The 20,351-nt window shown below is 58.8% G+C and carries 18 protein-coding genes and 1 pseudogene; 6 read left to right on the top strand and 13 right to left on the bottom strand.

What is annotated here, in order from left to right:
• Positions 1 to 5: 5 nt before the first annotated feature.
• Positions 6 to 881 (top strand): Rossmann-fold NAD(P)-binding domain-containing protein, encoded by an 876-nt coding sequence (locus tag FVV99_RS01750; protein ID WP_148252260.1) that lies wholly within the window; start codon positions 6 to 8, stop codon positions 879 to 881.
• A gap of 5 nt (positions 882 to 886) precedes the next feature.
• Here the strand turns inward: FVV99_RS01750 and FVV99_RS01745 are convergent, their stop codons facing one another.
• The 6 genes from FVV99_RS01745 to gmk form a co-directional block, all read right to left on the bottom strand.
• A complete protein-coding gene (locus FVV99_RS01745) occupies positions 887 to 1,402 on the bottom strand; it encodes an acyloxyacyl hydrolase (RefSeq protein ID WP_148252259.1) in 516 nt (171 codons plus the stop codon).
• Entirely contained in the window at positions 1,395 to 1,943 is a 549-nt protein-coding gene (thpR, locus tag FVV99_RS01740) for an RNA 2',3'-cyclic phosphodiesterase (RefSeq protein WP_148252258.1), read from the bottom strand. The genes FVV99_RS01745 and thpR overlap by 8 nt, the downstream gene beginning before the upstream one ends.
• A gap of 23 nt (positions 1,944 to 1,966) precedes the next feature.
• A complete protein-coding gene (locus FVV99_RS01735; protein WP_148252257.1) occupies positions 1,967 to 2,356 on the bottom strand; it encodes a RidA family protein in 390 nt (129 codons plus the stop codon).
• Positions 2,357 to 2,425: 69 nt separating this feature from the next.
• The gene (locus tag FVV99_RS01730; RefSeq protein ID WP_148252256.1) at positions 2,426 to 4,558 is read right to left on the bottom strand and encodes a RelA/SpoT family protein; all 2,133 of its coding nucleotides are present in this window, start codon (positions 4,556 to 4,558) and stop codon (positions 2,426 to 2,428) included.
• Between the two features lie 77 nt (positions 4,559 to 4,635).
• Entirely contained in the window at positions 4,636 to 4,887 is a 252-nt protein-coding gene (gene rpoZ / locus FVV99_RS01725; RefSeq protein ID WP_148252255.1) for a DNA-directed RNA polymerase subunit omega, read from the bottom strand.
• Between the two features lie 60 nt (positions 4,888 to 4,947).
• The gene (gene gmk, locus FVV99_RS01720; RefSeq protein WP_148252254.1) at positions 4,948 to 5,580 is read right to left on the bottom strand and encodes a guanylate kinase; all 633 of its coding nucleotides are present in this window, start codon (positions 5,578 to 5,580) and stop codon (positions 4,948 to 4,950) included.
• A 149-nt stretch (positions 5,581 to 5,729) separates the two neighbouring features.
• Between gmk and FVV99_RS01715 the strand changes: the two genes are divergently transcribed.
• The gene (locus FVV99_RS01715) at positions 5,730 to 6,944 is read left to right on the top strand and encodes an MFS transporter (RefSeq protein WP_201745008.1); all 1,215 of its coding nucleotides are present in this window, start codon (positions 5,730 to 5,732) and stop codon (positions 6,942 to 6,944) included.
• Between the two features lie 49 nt (positions 6,945 to 6,993).
• Here the strand turns inward: FVV99_RS01715 and FVV99_RS01710 are convergent, their stop codons facing one another.
• The 4 genes from FVV99_RS01710 to FVV99_RS01695 all read right to left on the bottom strand — a co-directional run bounded on the left by FVV99_RS01710 (position 6,994) and on the right by FVV99_RS01695 (position 12,598).
• Positions 6,994 to 8,196, bottom strand: coding sequence for an MFS transporter (locus tag FVV99_RS01710; RefSeq protein ID WP_148252253.1), 1,203 nt, complete (start codon positions 8,194 to 8,196; stop codon positions 6,994 to 6,996).
• A gap of 224 nt (positions 8,197 to 8,420) precedes the next feature.
• On the bottom strand, positions 8,421 to 10,574 hold the full coding sequence (gene katG / locus FVV99_RS01705) for a catalase/peroxidase HPI (protein ID WP_148252252.1): 2,154 nt from the start codon (positions 10,572 to 10,574) through the stop codon (positions 8,421 to 8,423).
• Positions 10,575 to 10,967: 393 nt separating this feature from the next.
• Positions 10,968 to 11,375 (bottom strand): nucleoside/nucleotide kinase family protein, encoded by a 408-nt coding sequence (locus tag FVV99_RS01700; RefSeq protein WP_330859263.1) that lies wholly within the window; start codon positions 11,373 to 11,375, stop codon positions 10,968 to 10,970.
• Positions 11,376 to 11,593: 218 nt separating this feature from the next.
• Positions 11,594 to 12,598, bottom strand: a complete 1,005-nt coding sequence (locus tag FVV99_RS01695; protein WP_148252251.1) for a LacI family DNA-binding transcriptional regulator — start codon at positions 12,596 to 12,598, stop codon at positions 11,594 to 11,596.
• Positions 12,599 to 12,843: 245 nt separating this feature from the next.
• Here FVV99_RS01695 and FVV99_RS01690 point away from each other — a divergent pair, with 245 nt between their 5' ends.
• The 4 genes from FVV99_RS01690 to FVV99_RS01675 all read left to right on the top strand — a co-directional run bounded on the left by FVV99_RS01690 (position 12,844) and on the right by FVV99_RS01675 (position 16,990).
• Entirely contained in the window at positions 12,844 to 13,623 is a 780-nt protein-coding gene (locus FVV99_RS01690) for a glucose 1-dehydrogenase (RefSeq protein ID WP_201745007.1), read from the top strand.
• A gap of 37 nt (positions 13,624 to 13,660) precedes the next feature.
• Positions 13,661 to 14,461, top strand: coding sequence for an SDR family NAD(P)-dependent oxidoreductase (locus FVV99_RS01685; protein ID WP_148252250.1), 801 nt, complete (start codon positions 13,661 to 13,663; stop codon positions 14,459 to 14,461).
• Between the two features lie 83 nt (positions 14,462 to 14,544).
• Positions 14,545 to 15,999, top strand: a complete 1,455-nt coding sequence (locus tag FVV99_RS01680) for a sugar porter family MFS transporter (RefSeq protein WP_148252249.1) — start codon at positions 14,545 to 14,547, stop codon at positions 15,997 to 15,999.
• Positions 16,000 to 16,015: 16 nt separating this feature from the next.
• The gene (locus tag FVV99_RS01675) at positions 16,016 to 16,990 is read left to right on the top strand and encodes a carbohydrate kinase family protein (RefSeq protein WP_148252248.1); all 975 of its coding nucleotides are present in this window, start codon (positions 16,016 to 16,018) and stop codon (positions 16,988 to 16,990) included.
• Positions 16,991 to 17,283: 293 nt separating this feature from the next.
• On the opposite strand, the gene FVV99_RS01665 is transcribed toward FVV99_RS01675, so the two are convergent.
• The 3 genes and pseudogenes from FVV99_RS01665 to FVV99_RS01650 form a co-directional block, all read right to left on the bottom strand.
• The gene (locus FVV99_RS01665; RefSeq protein WP_148252247.1) at positions 17,284 to 17,778 is read right to left on the bottom strand and encodes a DDE-type integrase/transposase/recombinase; all 495 of its coding nucleotides are present in this window, start codon (positions 17,776 to 17,778) and stop codon (positions 17,284 to 17,286) included.
• 105 nt (positions 17,779 to 17,883) lie between these two features.
• Positions 17,884 to 18,550 (bottom strand): annotated as a pseudogene (locus FVV99_RS18735) (transposase); the annotation flags it as partial.
• Between the two features lie 377 nt (positions 18,551 to 18,927).
• Entirely contained in the window at positions 18,928 to 19,554 is a 627-nt protein-coding gene (locus tag FVV99_RS01650; RefSeq protein ID WP_201745006.1) for a class I SAM-dependent methyltransferase, read from the bottom strand.
• Between the last annotated feature and the right edge of the window lie 797 nt (positions 19,555 to 20,351).

Here is a 20,351-nt window from a genome sequence, read left to right as displayed (position 1 = left end):
GAAAGGTGAAGACGACGACTCTGATTATCGGTTGTGGTGATGTCGGCAAGGCGTTGGGACAGCAGTTGCTTGATGCCGGGCAGCGTGTCATCGGTGTGCGCCGCAACGTTAGTGGCCTCGAGGACAGCGGTATCGAGCCGTTGGCCCTGGATATTCATGCCGATGGGGCCGCGTCCACGCTGCCCGACGCCAATATCGTGGTATACGTGGTCAGTGCCGACCGCTTCGAGGAAGACGCCTATCGGGCCGCCTATCCTGATGGGTTGAAGACGGTACTGACGGAGTTTTCTCGCCGTGAAACGCCGCCTGACCATGTCTTCTTCGTCTCTTCTACGAGTGTTTACGCCCAACATCAGGGCGAAGTTGTCGATGAATCGAGCGAAACGGCGCCGTCCGGGTTTTCCGGCAACCTCATGCGCCAGGCCGAGCAGTCGCTCATACATCATGAGCTGCCGGGTAGCGTGGTGCGCTTCTCGGGTATCTACGGGCCCGGGCGTGACCGGTTGATTCGCCAGGTGAGTGAAGGACGCATTGTCGCCTCCGGGCCGCCGATGTACTCCAACCGTATACACCGCGATGACTGCGCCGGTGTGCTGGCGCATCTCATTGGCCTGAAGATGGCCGGCAAGCCGATTCAGGAACTGTATCTGGGTACCGACTGCGAGCCCGCGCCCTTGCATGATGTGATGACCTGGCTGGCCGCCAAGCTCAAGGTGACCTCGACCGAAACCATCCAATCGCCTCTCAGACGACGCTCCAGCAAGCGCTGTGACAACTCGCGATTGTTGGAGAGCGGTTACCGTTTTCGCTATCCCACGTATCGGGAAGGTTACACCCATGTGTTGAAGCAAGGCGGTTTCCTGCAGAACGAGAAAGCCTAAAGGCGTCACAACGGATGGCGGTAGGTCAATGAATAAACCTCGAAGCCATCATTGGGTTTCTTGATGCTGGCATTGGAATAATGCGCTGCACTGATACCCAATTCACCCCCATGCTCAAGATGCAGACCGGCGGCCACACGATCTTCGAACTGAAAGGCCGTCGACAGGTCCCGGTCCTCCATGCTGGCATCCAGAAACAGTGCGCCCCCAACCCCCGCTTCCAGGAAGGGTGAGAATGGCGTCTCCAGAAAGGTATAGCGTAGCGCTGGCGCGATGACCAATGCAGCATTATCGCCGCCGTGACGTTCGAGCAGCAGCACACTACCTGTCAGCCGTAGGCTGAGTGCAGGTGACCAGTCATCCAGATCGAAAGTGTGGTCTAGCCCTAGTGTCAGGGTGGCCGTCTCTTCACTGGTCACGCCAGGTGCAATATAGGCATCGGCGTGGCTGGATGCAGTGGGTGTCAATATCATCCCCACGACCAGCATCGGCCAGACACCTTTCAGCAAATGTTTACCCATTTCCCCTCCCTGGTGATTCCATCCAGCCGTTCACGGACTGAGCGAGACGCTGATAATCCTGACCATGCTTCGTGGCGACTGACCGGATCAGTGTCAATTGATTATAATGCCATTCGAAGTCGATGTCGGGTAGAGAGGTCCATTCGGGTTCCGCTACCTTCCGCAGTAGTGTGACATGAGGTACGAAATTTCCCGAGTTGGGCGGCGCGAAGCCCAGTTGTTCCAGGTGTTGCCATAGATCGTTATGTAATTGCTGCAATGGGGAGGGGGTGTCGTGACTCCCCACCCAGAGTATTTTCGGACCGCGGAAATAACCGAAGCGATTCAGGCGCCAGGTGGCGGGCGGTATGCGCCATTCCCGCGTGAAACGCACCAGCTCGTGGCAGCGCTCATTGGGAACCTCGCCCAGAAAGGCCAGAGTCGCATGCAAGGTAGCATCAGGCATGCGACGTCCGCCGTAACGGGCGTGAACCGTATCCGCCAACTCACCCAACTGCCGACGCAAGTCGGGAGAGGGACGTAGTGCCAGAAACAGTCGCATGTTCCGGTTTTCCCGTGGACAGGTCAGTCGCCGAGCACCATGATGGCTTCCGCCTCGACCTGACTTCCCTTGGGCAATGCCTTGACTCCTACTGCCGCTCGTGCGGGGAATGGCTGCTCGAGGCATTCTTCCATGACGCGATTGACGATAGCGAAGTTATCCAGGTCGATCAGATAGAGGTTGATCTTGACCAGGTCGCCGAGTGAACCGGCGGCTTCCTCGCAGACTGACTTGAGGTTGGTGAATACTTGGCGTGCCTGGGTTTCGAAATCATCCGAAACGAGTTCCATGGTGGACGGATCGAGAGGGATCTGACCGGACAGGTACACAGTATTGCCAGCCTTGATCGCCTGGGAGTATGGACCGATTGCCGCAGGCGCTTTATCGGTATTGATGACGGCCTTGTTGCTCATGAGGCATCTCCTGTAATAAAAAAGACGACCGCTCCGCCGCAATGGCGGCGGTAAAACGTTCGCCAGGGTTCAGTTCAGGACGCGCGAGATCTTGCCGACGTGGGGCAGGTTGCGAGTCCGTTTGATAATGCGTGCCAAGTGAACACGATCACGTACCGCCAGTGTCAAATTGACGATCGATAGACGTGCATCACGTTCCTCGATGCCAATGCGTTCGATATTGGCATCGGCATCCGTGACCAAGCTGGCCAGTTCCGCGACTAATCCCCGGCGGCTCTCGACTTCGATACGCAGCGCGACCGGGAAATCGTCTTCAATGTGTTGTGACCACTGTAACGCAAATAGCTTCTCGGGATCACTTCTGAGTTCGTCCAGGTTCCGACAGTCGGTTCGGTGAACGACGATGCCCTTGCCGACCGATAGATGACCAATCACCGGGTCGCCGGGCAGCGGGTGGCAACAACGTGCGAAGCTGATGACCATGCCCTCGGTTCCGCTGATCATGATCGATCCTTGCTGGGAAACGGGAAGGGAGCCTTCTGCCGACTCTTCACGAGGGGCATCGACTAACTGCCTGGCAATGGCATGGGCGAGTCTTGTTCCCAACCCGATAGACTCCAGCAAGGCGTCTTCATTCTTCAACGACAGTTCGTCCAGCAAATGGTGCAAGGAGCCATCGGGTAATTCCTCCAGGCTGGTGTCGTAATCGGCAAGGGCTTTATTGAGGAGCCTGCGACCCAGTTGGATGGATTCCGTATGCTGTTGGTGTTTCAGGGCGTGACGAATGGCGGAACGCGCCTTGGCTGTCACTACGAACGATAGCCAGGACGTGTTCGGTCGTCCGCCAGGGGCGGTGATCACTTCCAGTGTCTGGCCGCTCTCCAGCCGAGTCGACAGGGGAGCCAGGTGACGATCGATACGACAAGCGATGCAGCTGTTGCCGATGTCGGTATGCACGCTGTAGGCAAAATCGATCACCGTGGCGCCCTGGGGCAGCTCCATGATGTCTCCCTTGGGAGTGAACACGTAGATGTCATCGGGAAACAGGTCGTTCTTGACATGTTCGATGAATTCCAGCGAGTTACCGGCATGGCGTTGCATCTCGAGCAGGCCACGAACCCACTCACGAGCCCGGGCATGGCTGCCGGCGGCAATCGGTCGCTCCGTCTGCCCTGCCTTGTAAAGCCAGTGAGCGGCGATGCCGTTGTTGGCCATGGCTTCCATTTCACGGGTACGGATCTGTACCTCGATAGGCATACCACGAGTCCCGAACAGCGTCGTGTGCAGGCTTTGGTAGCCATTGGCCTTGGGAATGGCAATGTAATCCTTGAATCGGCCAGGCACCGGCTTGTAGAGGTTGTGTACGGCGCCGAGGATGCGATAACAACTATCGACATTGTCGGTAATGATGCGAAACCCGAAGACGTCCATGATCTCGGCAAATGATTTTCGCTGGTCCCGCATCTTGCGATAGATCGACAGCAGATGTTTCTGACGTCCAATGACCGTGCCGGTCAGTCCATCGTCGTCGATGCACTTCTGCAAGCTGTTCTGCAGTTGGCGAATGGTCGACCGGCGGTTGCCGCGTGCCTTGCTGACGGCGCGCTTGATACGTTCGCTGCGCATGGGATGCAGCGCGTGGAACGAGAGGTCTTCGAGTTCCACGCGAATGGTATTGATACCCAGGCGGCTGGCAATGCGAGCGTAGATTTCGAGGGTTTCACGCGCAATGCGCCGCTTCTTGTCGGGACGCAGAGCCCCCAGGGTACGCATGTTGTGCAAGCGATCGGCGAGTTTGACGATGATCACGCGGATGTCCCGGGACATTGCCAGGACCATCTTCTGGAAATTCTCGGCCTGTGCGACTGCCTTGTCTTCGAAGGTGATCTGGGTCAATTTCGAGACACCGTCGACCAGCTCCGCGACCGGCTCGCCAAATTGCTTGGCCAACGCTTCCTTGGAGACACCGGTGTCTTCGATGACGTCATGCAACATGGCAGCCATCAGACTCTGATGGTCCATATGCATATTGGCCAGAATGTTGGCCACCGCGAGGGGATGAGTTACATAGGGTTCGCCAGAACGGCGTTGCTGCCCGTCATGGGCTTGTTCTGCGTAGTAAAAGGCGCGTTTGACCTGCTGGATCTCATCCAATGGAAGATAGCCGCCGAGGCGATCGGCCAGGTCATCGATGGTGAACATGAAACGCGCCTATACCCAAAACCACGAACGTTGATAACGAAACGATAGCCTCACGTTATCCGATTCGCGGCGCTGCGTCACTCCTCGCGCGGCGAGGTCTCGCTCGGCATGCGGGCCGAGGCCTCGATCGGCTCATCCAGAATGTTGTCGTCGATCTTGCCGGCAGCGATTTCGCGCAGCGCCATGACGGTGGGCTTGTCATTTTCCCAGGGCATAAGGGCATCACGTGAACCGCGGGCCAGTTGGCGCGCGCGCTGGGTGGAAATCATCACCAGCTTGAAACGGTTTTCGACGTGATCCAGACAATCTTCAACGGTGACTCGCGCCATGAGCAGTTACCTGAATTCGAAATGAGGAGTTGAATGATGCAAAACGAAGGACAAGACAGTTTACTCGACGCCCTCATCGCGTGACAAGAGCATTTCGAGCAAGCGGCCGCGTGTCTCTTGCACGCGACCGAGACGTGTTCTCCGGGCACGTACCAGACTTTCCAGGTCATCTCGGGCGGATGCAAAATCGTCGTTGATGATCACATGGTCGTACTCATCGTAATGCGACATTTCACTGATTGCGTCCCGCATGCGCCTCGTGATCACGTCGTCGTCGTCGGTGCCCCGATCAGCCAACCGCTGACGCAAGGCCTCCCGCGATGGGGGCAGAATGAAGACCGATTCAGCATCGGGTACCTGATTGCGTACCTGACGGGCACCCTGCCAGTCGATTTCGAGAATCACGTCCTTGCCTGCCGCCAGTAGTGCTTGAACGGCCGGGCGCGAGGTGCCGTAGTAGTTGTCGAAGACCTTGGCGTATTCGAAGAAGTCGCCACGTTCGATCATGCGTTCGAAGGTGGCCACATCGACGAAGTGGTAATTGGTACCGTCGACTTCGCCGGGGCGCATGGTCCGCGTGGTATGAGATACCGATACCTGGATGTCGTCGAGGCGTTTGAGCAGTTCACGAACCAGGCTGGTCTTGCCCGCGCCGGAGGGGGCGGAAATGATGTAGAGGGTACCTTGGGACATGTGGGGCTCCGGATCGCGAATGTCCCCGCCTGCCGGGCGGGTCCTGGCGTCAAGCGGCGCATTATAACCGTTCGCTGGGTGCCACGTCATGGTACGTCGAATCTGGCGTGCTAGACTCGGTTATCTTGACTTACGGCGGGAAAGGAATCATGCCAGTGTCTTCCCTATCGACAATGCAGCGATCCGTTGCCTTTGGCGGGGCGGTTTTCGCCTTTCTAGCCACCATGCTCGGCACGACTCTGCCTACTCCCCTCTATCCGCTCTACCAGGCGCAGCTTGGTTTCTCGCAGTTCACCATCACGGTGATTTTTGCCGCTTATGCGGTGGGCGTGATAGCGGCCCTGTTGGTGACCGGGCGCTGGTCGGATCAACTGGGCCGGCGTCCGCTACTGCTGGCCGGCCTGTTGGCCGCCGTTGTCAGCGATCTGGTCTTCCTGCAGGCAGAGGGGCTGGGGGCCATGCTCACCGGCCGGGTACTCTCCGGACTCTCTGCCGGCGTCTTCACCGGAACGGCAACGGTAGCGGTCCTGGAGCTCGCGCCGGCACGCCTGCAACCTTATGCGGCATTGGCAGCCACGGCAGCCAATATGGGGGGGTTGGGTCTCGGACCGGTGGTGGCCGGGCTATGTGCGAGCTATCTGCCTGATCCTTTGTGGCTTCCTTACATGTTGCACCTGGCGTTGGCTGGATTGGCGATACTGGCAATCGGGTTCGCTCCGGAGACGGTGGTGCGACCCGAGCGGATACGACTCGGATGGCAACGGCCCAGTGTGCCGGCAGAGGTTCGCGCCGTGTTCTTCCCGGCAGCCATTGCCGGCTTTGCGGGGTTTTCTGTGCTCGGTTTCTTCACCGCTACGGCGCCGGCGTTCATGGGGCAGGTGATGGCTGTGTCGAATCCGATAGCCATCGGCGCAGTGGCAGGTTCGCCGTTCTTCGCCTCGACGCTGGGGCAACTGCTACAGGCTCGGATTCCCTCCCCCCTGCGGCTGCCTTGCGGTTGCTTGATATTGCTCGTTGGCGTCATGGCCATTGGTACAGGGATCGCACTGGCCTCGCTGGCGTGCTTCCTGGTCGGCGCACTGGTGGCCGGTATCGGACAGGGCATCGCGTTTCGCGCCGGCTTGGGCGAGGTGGTGGCCGCTTGCCCGCCAATCCGACGAGCGGAGGCGACCTCCAGTTTCTTCGTGGTCGCTTATGTGGCGATTTCGTTGCCGGTAGTGGGGATTGGGCTAACGGCGCGCGTGATTGGTCTGTCGATTACCGGTGAACTCTTTGCCGGTCTCGTGGCGCTGTTGGTGATCATGGCACTGATCCTGCTAAGGCGGCAGCGCCATTTGATGCCAATTCAGGGTGGCACTGAATAGCGGCCTGGGCTGACTGAGCGGGTAGCCGTCGACGTGAGTCAGTGTCTCTCTAATCAGGATGTGAACAGGTTGTGGTTGGGCGTTCCAGCCATAGGCCGATGGTGAAGATGGCGAGCCCGCATAAGGCCAGGAGGGTGCCTACCAGCCCGGTGATGGACCATGTAAAACCGAGCTTGATGGCGACACCGGCCAGCCAGGCGCCCAAGGCGTTGGCCATGTTGAAGGCGGCGTGATTGAGCGAGGCGGCCATGGTCTGGGCATCTTCCGCCACATCCATCAAGCGCGTCTGCAGCGCCGGCCCCAGTGCCATACTGGTGCCGGTCAGGCAGACGAACACTAGCCCGGTCAGGATATGGTTGGCGGCCAGATAGAACAGCCCTTGCACCAAGGCACACCACAGCAGGATGCGGGGGATGGCGCGTACCAGGTTACGGTCGGCCAGTCGGGCACCGGCAAGCGTCCCGATGATCGTCCCGATACCAAAAATGACCAACACCAGCGGGGCCAGGGCCTCGCTCATACCGGCCTGTTTTACCAGTGTCGGCATCACGTAGCTGAAGATCGCGAACATGCCGCCGAAGCCGATACAGGCCACGCCCAGGGTGAACAGCACGCGCTGCTTGATCAATGCCGTGAGTTCACGCACCGGGCTGGCATCAGGATCGCGGGGTTGCGGGGGAACGAAACAGCGGATCATCAGTGCCGTGAGCAGTGCGATACCGCCGACTGCGGCGAAAGCCACCCGCCAGCCGAACTGAGTGCCGAACCAGGTACCCAGGGGTGCGCCCAGCAGAATGGCAATGGTCAATCCCATCATCACACGCCCCACCGCGCGAGCGCGTTCATCGAGGGGCACCGCTCCGGCGGCGACCAATGCGGCGACGCCGAAGTAGGCGCCGTGCGGCAAGCCGGCCAGGAAGCGCAGGCCAACGAACGACCAGAAACCGGGGGCCAGGGCGCTGGCCAGATTACCGATGGCGAAGATCAGCATCAGAGCGATCAAGAGAGCGCGGCGGGGTATACGCGCCCCGAGCGACGCGATCAATGGGGCTCCTACCACCACGCCCAAGGCGTAGCTGCTGATGGCGTAACCGACGTCCGGCACGCTGACGGCGAGATTGTCGGCGATGGGGTTCATCAGCCCCATGATCACGAATTCCGTGGTGCCGATACCGAAGCCGCCGAGTGCCAGGGACAGTTCGGCCAGGCGTGGTTTGTTGGCGTACGTTCCGGTTGAGGGCGCATCCTGCATGGGGCTCTCCTTGAGTGGAGCGCAGCGAGTGCTGCGTGATGAGAGCGCAATGATCGCAGGGTTAGACGAAAGTATAAAGTAGCCTGCTGCTCGACAGGTTGTCTTCCCATCGGATCACGTTCGTCAAGCGCAGGGTCACGGTATCGCGACACGGCGCGCTTCGTCCTGAAGGGCCGTGTCGCGTTTCCCGGCGTGCGCGAGACGCTAACCGGGATAGGGGAGGGTCATGCGACGTCGAAACGGTCGGCGTTCATCACTTTCGTCCAGGCAGCGACGAAGTCGTTGACGAACTTTTCGCCATTGTCGTCCTGGGCATAGACTTCCGCGTAAGAACGCAGCAGCGAGTTGGAACCGAAGACCAGGTCGACGCGCGACGCTGTCCACTTGACGGTGTCCGTTTGCCGGTCGCGGATCTCGTAGAGGTTATTACCCGCGGGCTTCCAGGTGTTGCCCATGTCGGTCAGATTGACGAAGAAATCGTTGGTCAACTGGCCTTCACGGTCGGTGAAGACACCGTGCCTGGTACCGCCATGGTTGGTGCCCAGCACTCGCATACCGCCGATCAGCACGGTCATTTCCGGCCCGGTCAGCCCCATCAATTGGGCTCGGTCGAGCAGCATTTCTTCCGGCTTCACCACATAGTCTTGCTTCTGCCAATTACGGAAGCCATCAGCCAGCGGCTCCAGCGGCGCGAAGGAGTCGGCATCGGTCATCTCGTCGGTGGCGTCGCCGCGGCCTTTCAGGAACGGTACATGCACATCATGGCCCGCCGCCTTCGCCGCCTTTTCGATACCAACGCTACCCCCCAGCACGATCACATCGGCGATGCTGGCACCGGTCTCGGCAGAGATCCGCTCATAGACGTCGAGGACTTTGGCGAGACGCTCGGGCTCATTCCCCGGCCAATCATTCTGAGGTGCCAGGCGGATACGCGCACCGTTGGCACCACCGCGCATATCGGAACCGCGATACGTACGAGCGCTGTCCCATGCCGTGCTGACCATCTCACCGATGCTCAGGCCGCTTTCCGCGATTTTCTGCTTAACGACTTCTTCGCAATAGGCGATGCTGCCTGCCGGAACCGGGTCCTGCCAGATCAGGTCTTCCGCGGGGACGTCGGGGCCGATATAGCGTGCTTTCGGGCCCAGGTCGCGATGGGTGAGCTTGAACCATGCCTTGGCAAACGTTTCAGAGAAATACTCTGGGTCGTTCATGAATTTCCGGCAGATGTCGTTGTAGACGGGGTCCACCTTCATCGCCATATCGGCATCGGTCATGATCGGCTTGCGGCGAATGGACGGGTCTTCGACATCCACCGGCATATCGTCTTCGGCAATATCGACCGGTTCCCATTGCCATGCCCCGGCCGGGCTCTTCTTGAGTTCCCATTCGTGGTTGAACAGCATATCGAACCAACCCATATCCCACTGGGTCGGATTCTTGGTCCAGGCGCCCTCTATACCGGATACGACGGTATCACGACCGACGCCACGGCCTTTGGTATTCATCCAACCGATGCCCTGATATTCCACATCGGCCGCTTCAGGCTCTGCACTGAGCTCGTCAGCATCACCATTACCATGACACTTACCGATCGTGTGCCCACCGGCCGTCAGCGCCGCAGTCTCTTCATCGTTCATGGCCATGCGAGCGAAGGTTTCACGTACCTGCTCGGCGGTTTTCTGCGGATCGGGCTGTCCGTTGACGCCCTCTGGATTGACGTAAATGAGCCCCATCTGTACCGCTGCCAGCGGATTTTCCATGGTGTCCGGCTTGTCGACGTCGACGTAACGCTCGTCAGAGGGTGCCAGCCACTCTTTCTCGTCACCCCAGTAGATATCCTTTTCCGGATGCCAGATATCTTCACGGCCGAAGGCGAAACCATAGGTCTTCAAGCCTGCGACTTCGTAAGCGATGGTACCGGACAGGACCATCAGGTCGGCCCATGAAACCTTATTGCCGTATTTCTTTTTGATTGGCCACAAGAGGCGACGCCCCTTATCGGTATTCACATTATCCGGCCAAGAGTTGAGCGGCGCGAACCGTTGGTTGCCCGTACCACCGCCGCCACGGCCATCCGCCAAGCGATAGGAGCCTGCGGAGTGCCATGCGACACGGATGAACATACCCACGTAGCTTCCCCAGTCCGCAGGCCACCACTCCTGACTATCCACCATCAGCTTTCGGAGGTCGTTCTTCAGCGCTTGGACGTCAAGCTTCTTGACCTCTTCCCGATAGTTGAAGTCAGGGTCCATCGGATTGGTTTTACGGTCGTGCTGGTGCAGGATGTCCAGGTTAATACCTTCCGGCCACCAGTCCTTATTGGAGGTTCCCGTGGAGGTATTGCCACCGTGCATTACCGGACATTTTCCGCTCATACTTGCTCTCCCCATAATGGCGCTTGCGCTTGGTGATACTAAAGGCACCCATAGTCGGTACCTTCAATAACGCGCTCACCCTCGTGTGACGGTCATGCGTTATTGACGTGCCATCTTTTTAAAGCATTCTTATGATAGTAAAAATTTATATTTTTCTAACCGACTGATAGCAATAAATCATATTTAGGCAAGGCGATGTGCCAGTCCGCTATGCGGTGATTTATCGACATGAAGCGAGGATATGTCGATGCCATCGACATGTGCTGGAAGGCGTGGACGACTGCCTTGCAGTCCGAACGACATGCATAGCAAAAGCCACTTTCTGGCATTAGTGATCTACTCGACAGCTCCTGTATTTAACGCGTCGTCGCAAAGATTCGCTCGCGGAGGCATTTAGGTAATGCTTTCCTGGTTCCAGACCAGATCAGCCGCTATTGAACGAGCCTTGATCAAGCGGGTATTGGGCATGTCCTTGTCACGGGCCTTAGCGATGGCTACGGCTTGGTCCTGCCCCATGCTCAACCAACGCTCGATCAGACGCTGCTCGAGTACGGTGTCCTCGACATGGAGAAAGAGACTGAAATCAAAGTAATCGCGCAGTGCTGGCCAGAGCCCTTCATTCAACAACAGATAGTTGCCTTCTACGATCAGAACTCGGTGCCCCGGAGTGATTACTCGGCCACCGGCACGGGCTAGATCCAGAGGTCGATCGAACACCGGTACCGCCACGTCGCGATCGGCAGCACGCAAGCGCGCCAGATCATGCAACAGGCCCTCGATGTCGAAGGTTTCGGGGGGCACCTTTGATCGGCAACGACCCCAGGGGTTTGAGGACAGCGTTGTCGTAGTGGTAACCATCCATGGGCACCACCGCAGCGCTGCTGGTCCAGTGCCCGCTGCTGAAGCACTGGGACAAAGGTGGCGCCGAGGGCAGCACCGGGCCAATTAATTTGTGACCGGATGGGAAGCGTCGCAGCGTGAGGAAGCCGGCAGGCCATCCCCGTTGGCTCGAGGCCCGCTCACCGGGTACTGCTTCGCTCCACCAATTTGGGCGAGACGGTCACCGTCACGCTCTTCTCCCCGAGACCCTCCCTGTCAAAGATCAGGCTGATGGCGCCTTCAACCATCGTGTTGACATCCTGGTCGAAGCTGGTGAGTTGATAACCAAGCCAGTCGCATGAGTCGATATTGTCGTAGCCGATGATGCGGACCGATCGAGGTACCGAGACGCTCAGTTCATGCCGAAGGGTATCGATCGCCCCCAATGCCATTAAGTCATTGGCGCAGAAAATGGCATCGGGCGGGATGGCGGCACGCCATAACTCGCGAATGGCGGCCTGCCCGCCTCCATAATCGTAATCTCCTCTGGCTTCCGCCGGCGCGGGGTTGCCGCAGGCGACGAGGCGCCTGGCAAATCCGTCGAAGCGCTCCTGCTCCGCCGGGCTGGACAGGGGGCCGTGAATGAACCCGAATCGCCGCGCCCCTCGGGCCAGCAGCAGATCCGCGGCTTGTCGGCCGGCAGCAGCGTTGTCGGAGTTGATCGCGCTGACCCATGGCGCGGTGAGGGTACTGTTGAACGCCACCACCGGGATTCGGGAGGCGGAGAGTTTTCGAGCCGTCTCTTCGGTCGTCACCGCCAATGCGCTGACGACGGCATCAACCCGGTAGCGTGTAATCTGATCGATGGCCTCGTCGAGGGCATGGTCGCTCTCCACGCGAGACAGCAGCACCTGTTCTCCTCTTGCCTGCAGCTCATCGGTCAATGTATCGAGCACACGGGCATAAAAGGGGTTGTACATGCCACCGACGACCACCGCGATCATGCGTGAGCGCTGACCCTGCATGATTCCGGGTAACGCGTTGGGTCGATAGCCCAGCTCCCTGGCAGCGGTCAGCACCTTCTCTCGCAACGCAGTGGATATACTCGCGTCGCGGGTGAAGGTCCTGGAAACCGCGGACTGTGACACACCTGCCAGGCGAGCCACGTCCGACGAGGTGGGGTATCGGTTTCTGCTTTTGGTCATGGGTGTCCACTTAGGTAGCGTCTTCCGTGAGGTCAACGATATAGCATGATCGTTCGCTTGGCATCACAGTCCCGATTCCAGCGGACTGCATTAGACCAATAGCGCATTGAACTCATCCGTTCGGCAGCCTAGATTGTCGTCATTGCATAGCTATGCATACATTCCGATCAATAGTCATCACGATGTTTCCCGGCATCGAGACCCCGCTCGGGAAGCGTACCTTCACCCGCGAATAGGATGATTCCATGCCTGCCAACTCTCATCGTCCCCATGTCATGCAGCGCTTCGACCTGACTGGGCAGACCGCCGTCGTGACCGGCGGCAATCGAGGTATCGGCGAAGCGCTGGCCTGGGCACTGGCCGAGGCTGGTGCATCGGTGGTCATCGCCGCCCGTCATGCCGAACGCAATCTTGCAGTCGTCGATGCGCTGAAGGCGGAAGGCCATCAGGCGAGCGCCGTCAGCTTGGACGTCACCGATCCCGATAGCGTCGAGAGCGCCATCGAAAGCTTGTCCGCGCCGATCGACATCCTCGTCAACAATGCGGGCATCTGCTACCACGAGCCCGCCATCGAGGTCACTCCGCAACGCTTTCTCGAGGTGATGAACGTGAATGTCAATGGCGTCTGGTACTGCTCGCAAATCGTCGGCCGGCGGATGATTGCGCAGGGGCATGGCAGCATCATCAATACCGGCTCGATGTCGGGAATGATCGTCAATCGGCCTCAGATGCAGCCCGCCTACAACGCATCCAAGGCTGCAGTGCATCACTTGACACGATCGCTCGCCGCCGAATGGGCGCCACACGGGGTGCGTGTCAACGCCATCGCGCCGGGCTATGTCCGTACCGAAATGTCGCCACTGGAGCGTCCGGAGTTTCGACGCTACTGGATCGAAGACGCTCCCATGCAACGCCCCGCCGAGCCAGAAGAGCTGGGGCCGATGGCGGTCTATCTCGCCAGTGCTGCGTCCAGTTTCATGACTGGTGAGATCGTCGTTCTGGATGGTGGATATACCCTCTTCTGAGCACCGACCTCCTTACACTATCCAAGGACATGTAATCATGAACGCATCCCCCCGTTTTCACGGCCAGACCGCACTCATCACCGGAGGCGGCGGCGAAATCGGCCTGGCGATAGCCAAGCGACTGGCCAGCGAAGGCGCCGCGATCGCGCTGTTGGACCTGGATCCAGAGAAGCTCGAACGTAGTCGTGCGCAACTGATCGAGGCTGGTGCCACCGCAGAGAACTTTGTCTGCGATGTCACCGACATCGATGCTGTCGAACAAGCGGTGTCCGCCATCGTCGAGTGCTTCGGGAGTATCGAGCTGCTGTTGAACAATGCCGGCTACCAAGGTGCATTCAGCCCCATTCATCAACACCCTGCCGCCGAATTCGACAAGGTCATCCGCATCAACGTGGTCGGTGCCTTTCACGTATTGAAAGTGGTCTCGGCGCACATGGTCGAGCGTGGCTATGGTCGCATCGTCAACACGGCCAGCATGGCCGGCGTCCAGGGCCCCCCCAACATGGCGGCCTACGGCGCGTCCAAGTTCGCCGTGGTGGGCCTGACCGAGACCGCCGCCAAGGACCTGGCGCCTCACGGCATCCGTGTCAATGCCATCAGCCCCGCCTTCATCGGTCCCGGCTTCATGTGGGACCGCCAAGTCCAACTGCAGGCCGAGGCGAATTCGCAATATTTCTCCACCGATCCCCGCGAGGTGGCACGTCAGATGATCGACAGCGTGCCCATGCGGCGATATGGCGGGGTCGAAGAGATTCCCGGCACCGTGGCCTATCTGCTCAGCGACGACGCCAGCTATGTCACCGGAATCAACGTTCATATTTCGGGCGGTATCAACTGACCGCGGATTGACGCTCCCTTACCGAGACATTCCCAACGCCGGTGGATATCGAGGCTCTCGGAGGACACCGGAAGGATCTCCCCATGCAAATCGCAACACGACAAGATGACGGTGCGTTCTCGCCGCGCCTGATGATGGTGACCATGACCGCCGCCATGGGTGGTTTCCTGTTCGGCTTCGATAGTTCGATCATCAACGGCACTGTCGATGCCATTCAGCAAACCTTTTCGTTGAGTCCCGGCATGTTGGGGTTCACCGTTTCCTTCGCCTTGCTTGGCGCCATGGTCGGTGCCTGGTATGCGGGAGTCTGCGCCGAGCGTTTCGGTCGGGTCAGAACGATGCTGATCGCTGCAAGCCTGCTGGCGATCAGTGCGCTGGGCTCGGGTCTGGTCTTCCTAGTGTGGGACTTGATCTTCTGGCGCTTCGTCGGTGGTATCGGGGTAGGTATGGCCTCAGTGATCGCGCCAGCTTATATCGCCGAGATCTCGCCGGCGAACCTGCGCGGGCGGTTGGGCACGCTCCAGTTGCTGGCGATAGTGATCGGCATCTTCCTGGCGATTCTGACCAGCGCCGTCATCGCCAATCTGACCGGAGGTGCCAACGCAACAGCCTGGCTCGGCCTGGCTGCCTGGCGCTGGATGTTCCTGACCGAACTAGCACCGGCACTGCTCTACGGCGCACTGGCCCTGATGTTGCCGGAATCGCCACGCTACTTGGTGGAAAAGGGGCGCGCGCGTGAAGCGGGCGAGATCCTCGCGACAGTCGTCGGCATCGATAACCCTCGGGCCAACCATCGTAAGATCAATGAAATTCGCGACACCATCGAGCAGGATCATCATAAGTCGATTAAGGACATTCTGGATGCGCGCTTTCTGTTCCTACCCATCGTCTGGGTCGGCATACTACTGTCGGTCTTCCAGCAGTTCGTGGGTATCAACGTCATCTTCTACTACTCGACGACGCTGTGGAAATCCGTTGGGTTTCAGGAGTCGGATTCTTTTCTGATCTCGGTGATCATGGCCACGACCAATATTGTCGCCACTGTGATCGCGATCTGCCTGATAGACCATATCGGGCGGAAACGGCTCCTGTTGATCGGCTCGGCAATGATGTGCGCCTCTTTGACGATCATGGCGCTGTCGTTCTCCCAGGCCGTGGCCCATGCCGGCGAGCTCAGCCTGCCCTATCCCTGGGGGCCCGTCGCTCTGATCGCGGCCAATGTCTTCATCATCGGCTTCGGTGCCAGTTGGGGGCCAGTGGTGTGGGTGCTGCTGGCGGAAATGTTTTCCAACCGCATCCGAGCCATCGCCCTGGGCCTGGGCGCCGCCGTACAGTGGCTGGCCAATTTCGCCGTCAGCATGACCTTCCCCATGCTCGCCAGCGTGGGGCTGGAATACGCCTATGGATTGTATGCGGCCTTTGCCGGCCTGTCCTGGCTTTTCGTCTACTGCTCGGTGCGAGAAACCAACCGGCGCCAGCTCGAAGACATGACCGAGTCCACGGCACGTTTCGCGTCCCAGCAAGGTGCATTCGACTGAACGGAAGGCCAAAAGCATGTTTCTGATTTGTGGTGAAGCGCTGTTCGATGTGTTGCAAGACGATGCGCATTCAGTCGGACATCCCGGCCGGCCCATCGGACTGACTGCCATGCCCGGTGGGTCTCCCTTCAATGTGGCGATCGGGCTGGCAAGATTATCGCGACGCGTCGCGATGCTGACAGGGATCGCCGACGATGGTTGGGGGGAGCAACTCGAGGCGGTGCTGGATGCCGAGCACGTTGACACCCGCTATCTGGTCAAGATCGATCGGGCCGTCACGGCGCTCGCCATGATTCGGCTCGACCGTCAGGGCGTCCCCCAATATGACTTTCGATGCTTCCGAAGTGCCGACAGCCTGTTGGAGCGAGGGCACTTGCCCACGCTCACCAGCGACATTCGCGCCATTCACGTCGGCTCGTTCTCGCTGGTTACTCGCCCCTCGTCCGCCACGCTGGAAGCGTTGGTGGCCCAAGCCTCGTCGAACCGACTGGTCACGCTGGATCCCAACGTGCGTCTCAGCGTGGAACCCAGCCGGGAGCACTGGAAAGCGCGACTCGAGGTTTTCCGTCGATTCGCGCATGTCATCAAGATCAGCGAGGAAGACATCGAGCTGCTTTATGGAACTTCACCGGAGGAGCTGGCCGCCGAATGGCTTTCCTCGCTGAACTGCGAAGTCATCGTAATCACGCGCGGCCGTCGGGGCGCCGACGCTTACACCCGGCGACACGGGCGCGTGCATGTCGCCGCGCCCACCATCGACATGGCCGATACCGTGGGTGCGGGAGATGCTTTCCAAGCCGCCATGTTATGCTGGCTGGACGAGCATGATTTTTTGGCTCCCACTCGGCTCCCCATGCTTACTAGCGATGATGTCGTCTCTATGCTGTCGTTTGCGACGACCGCGTCCGCGATCACCTGCGAGCGTCGAGGGCCTGACTTCCCCCACCGGGAGGCGCTGGCTGGATCGGCGCAGGACCGCCTCGCCCCTTGATCGACGGTCGGTATTTCACACCACAGTTATTCGCCTCCGGCACGATTATTTAGTTTTCCGGGCTAACTATCCTCACAATCCCGGCTCCGCCCCTCTCTTACCTCAGCGTTCGAGCCCCCAACGCTGCGGAGCTTGTTCAAAGTTCTCGTTCAGCAGTTCGGTGAAACCCCGGACCGTGCGTGCGGAGTGCTGTCCTGGAGGGCGGATGACATGGGCCCCTGCCGGAGGAGGCAGATGACTTGTGATGATCGGCACCAGCGTCCAAGAGGCGACAATAGTCATAGGTGAGGCAATCAGGCAAGTAAGCGATCCCGAGTCCAACTGTCGCAGCGGCGACCAGAGCCGTGCTGTTCCGGTGTATACGGCGTCGTGAACTCCTGTGTGAGGCCATAGCCCTTCACCGTGCCCGTGTCGTGGCGACTGCTGAAAACGAGCCCGTTATCTGATCGAAGGGCCAACGGGTGCCGAACGCGCCCCAGCACTGAACTGCCCCCCAGCCGATAGATTAGCGCTTCCTCCAGCGCGGCCTCAGCGGTCTTGCTGCTGCCATTGTCCGATAATCGCCAGCCGAGGATCTCACGCGTACAGCAGTCGATGATTACCGCCAGACTGGCCCGCCGATCCTTGCCGCACCACACGTGCGTGAGATTCGTCGCCCAGCGTTCATCAGGCCGTGACGTGACTGACGGCAAGCTCCTGGCATGCGGTCGGAAGCCTTGTGGCCGCTTGCGCACCTGCCAGCCTTTCATTTGCAGGATGCGCTGGATCGGCTTGCGGTTCTCTCCCAAGACGCACGCCAGGCGGTGATAGCCGTAGGTGGGGGAACCGCTCCAGGACCAGTTTCACCCGCGCCGCGAGATCGTCATTGATGACACGCTGCCGCGACTTGGGCCGGTAAATTCTGGCCCCTGGTCGGTTCTCACCGCTTTTGGGTAGCCTCGGAAAGCGGCAATACCATTCAGGGTGCGTACCACCTGTTTCCCTGAGATTCCCATCGCAACGGGAATATCGAGGCATTCCTTGGTGAAGTCGTCCACGATCTGCCGACAGCCAGCCCAGCTTCCCGGTAGAGTCGATAAACCCTCTTGTGATTCACCTCAATACCCTCACGACGCAGCAACTGGTGCACACGTCGATAGCCAAATCGGCGACGTTCGTACGCAATAGCTTTGATGCGCTCTGTCAGCTCCCGCTCGTCAAGCGAGTGTTGAGACCTATACCGCATCGTGGCGCGGGATAACCCGACGAGTGAACAGGCTTTGCGCTCGGATATTGTTGTCTCCGACAACATGGTGCGCACCGCCTCACGCTTGTTCCTGACGGTCAGTACTTTCGGTTGAGGGCTGCCTTCAGCGCTTCTGCATCCAGCATGGACTCTGCCAGGAGCTTCTTGAGTCGGGTGTTCTCTTCCTCAAGGGTCTTTAGGCGGCGGGCTTCAGAGACCTCCAGACCGCCGTACTTCTTATGCCAGGTGTAGAAGGTGGCATCCGAGATGTTGTATTTCCGGCACAGCTCTTTGATGGGCAGACCAGCTTCCGCTTCCTTCAGGATAGGGATGATCTGTTCTTCGGTGAATCACTTCTTCATGTTCATCGTCCCCTCTCGTGATGAACATTACTAAGATCACGATGGATTAGAAAGTTGGGTGCAGGTCACTCAAGTCGGTAAGAGTGCGGTTCGGTCTTCAGCAGTGAGGTGGCGATAGCAGTGAGTCATGGCAGCACCATACCGGATGGGTCAGGTGTTGCACTTGCTCATTGAGACCGTCAACTTGCTATGAAATTAGATTCCCGCATGATTGAGGCAATACCACCCACCTTTGCGTCAAAATCCATTTTATCTTCGTAAGCGTCCAAACATCGGTGAAGCGCTAACGGCAGAGCAACACTTGAGAACACACACTTGGCCTTCTCGACTTAAGTTCTCACCGACCATCTTTAAATAGAGTGGGAAATGAGCTGGGTACGGGTTCCGACACCTGGATGCGGCTGACGTCGGCAAATGCGATAGACCGCAGCCGGAGGAACGTTCGCGAGTCTGCGACCGATAAGGATCGCTTTGAGCCCAAGTCGGTCGAGTAACGCCCTTGGGATCGGGCAGGTTGGCCCGTAAGTGAACTGGTAGAATATGCCATCCGGCCGCATCTTGGCGAAGGCACTATCGAGAATGGCCATGACCTTACCCGGCGTCATCGACAACAGCGGTAGCCCGCTGATGATGGCGCCCGCCGGTCTGCCCTCGAAGAGTTCAACCGCCTCCAATCGAGAGGCATCCATACAATGTATGTGGGTACGCTCAAATCGATGCTGTAACTTGCTGGCAAACTCCGAACCGCACTCAATTAATGCCAGGTCCTCTTGTGGGATACCGCGTGCGATGAGGGCGCGTGTAAAGGTTCCCGTGCCTGGTCCAAGTTCGATAACTGGCCCCGTTTCCACGGAAATCTCCGAAGTGATGAGATTCGATAGAGCCCGCCCAGAGGGGATAACCGCGCCGACAAGCAACGGATTAGTGATATATGCCCGGAGAAAGCCAAATGCATCGCTCAAGCTGCCATGATTCATAAACTGACTCCTTGTCAGTAATCGTGACCATCATGCGTATCTATCGATCGCGTTTGTGTCATGTGGTGTCTAGATGAAACGGGGCCAAGATGTGCTTTCAACCCCACATCAGGGCCAACGGTCGCCTGATGAACCAGCACAGGAAGGCCGACAATGGCTTGTCATGACCGCATTCTCATTCCCATCTTGAGCAACTTAAGCGATTGAAGGAATACAATCTACGTTCAAAACTCTGGATGATCCTCGCAAGAGTCCAAGATTAGGCCCAAGGTGGCCTACCCATGCTGAGCCTTCAGGAGGAAGACTGGAACATTAGTCAAAAGCGTGTGGCACACTAGATGCGCGATGCTTTGCTATGGAGGATCTACTAGGGGCACTTGAAACACGACGACGTCACAACCTCCACCCTGGCATGGACCAGACTACCAGTGAACGTTCAAACATTCGTGCTAGAAGTGTCCGTTGAAGCTCTCGATGAACATGTTCAACGTCGGTTTTCCCCGGCTGGATGAGTTTCAGTTGTAATCTCCGGTTGTCAGCCCTTGAGCGAGCACCTTACCGAGGAACGGTCGGTACGGATGGCCTTTGGCACGTTACGAAAGCGCACCGCCTGATACAAGACTCGCGCCACGTAGGTCCCTGGAATGCTGCGATCGACTGCTTCTGGGGGGCAGAAGGCAGCATCAGTAGCTCCCAGTTTCCCGGCCACGTCTTGGCCATTGCCCCGCGCTTGGCCCGTGAGAGCTGAATTATTCCGAATGAGCATGACCTTAGGGTCTCTATGTCCACTTGTCATA

Origin of the sequence: Aidingimonas lacisalsi (genome assembly GCF_008079445.1) — a bacterium.
GTDB classification, from domain to species: domain Bacteria; phylum Pseudomonadota; class Gammaproteobacteria; order Pseudomonadales; family Halomonadaceae; genus Aidingimonas; species Aidingimonas lacisalsi.
Note: the sequence above shows the minus strand (reverse complement) of the source record. Positions and strands in the feature narration are given on the sequence as shown.

Bases quoted from the DNA above. Each gene is read 5' to 3' on its own strand.
- FVV99_RS01710 (WP_148252253.1), bottom strand. From the start codon at position 8,196: ATGCAGGATGCGCCCTCAACCGGAACGTACGCCAACAAACCACGCCTG.
- FVV99_RS01690 (WP_201745007.1), top strand. From the start codon at position 12,844: ATGCCTGCCAACTCTCATCGTCCCCATGTCATGCAGCGCTTCGACCTG.
- FVV99_RS01650 (WP_201745006.1), bottom strand. From the start codon at position 19,554: ATGAATCATGGCAGCTTGAGCGATGCATTTGGCTTTCTCCGGGCATAT.
- gmk (WP_148252254.1), bottom strand. From the start codon at position 5,580: ATGTCCCAAGGTACCCTCTACATCATTTCCGCCCCCTCCGGCGCGGGC.
- katG (WP_148252252.1), bottom strand. From the start codon at position 10,574: ATGAGCGGAAAATGTCCGGTAATGCACGGTGGCAATACCTCCACGGGA.
- FVV99_RS01730 (WP_148252256.1), bottom strand. From the start codon at position 4,558: ATGTTCACCATCGATGACCTGGCCGATCGCCTCGGCGGCTATCTTCCA.
- FVV99_RS01685 (WP_148252250.1), top strand. From the start codon at position 13,661: ATGAACGCATCCCCCCGTTTTCACGGCCAGACCGCACTCATCACCGGA.
- rpoZ (WP_148252255.1), bottom strand. From the start codon at position 4,887: ATGGCGCGAGTCACCGTTGAAGATTGTCTGGATCACGTCGAAAACCGT.
- FVV99_RS01680 (WP_148252249.1), top strand. From the start codon at position 14,545: ATGCAAATCGCAACACGACAAGATGACGGTGCGTTCTCGCCGCGCCTG.
- thpR (WP_148252258.1), bottom strand. From the start codon at position 1,943: ATGCGACTGTTTCTGGCACTACGTCCCTCTCCCGACTTGCGTCGGCAG.
- FVV99_RS01735 (WP_148252257.1), bottom strand. From the start codon at position 2,356: ATGAGCAACAAGGCCGTCATCAATACCGATAAAGCGCCTGCGGCAATC.
- FVV99_RS01675 (WP_148252248.1), top strand. From the start codon at position 16,016: ATGTTTCTGATTTGTGGTGAAGCGCTGTTCGATGTGTTGCAAGACGAT.
- FVV99_RS01745 (WP_148252259.1), bottom strand. From the start codon at position 1,402: ATGGGTAAACATTTGCTGAAAGGTGTCTGGCCGATGCTGGTCGTGGGG.
- FVV99_RS01715 (WP_201745008.1), top strand. From the start codon at position 5,730: ATGCCAGTGTCTTCCCTATCGACAATGCAGCGATCCGTTGCCTTTGGC.
- FVV99_RS01695 (WP_148252251.1), bottom strand. From the start codon at position 12,598: ATGACCAAAAGCAGAAACCGATACCCCACCTCGTCGGACGTGGCTCGC.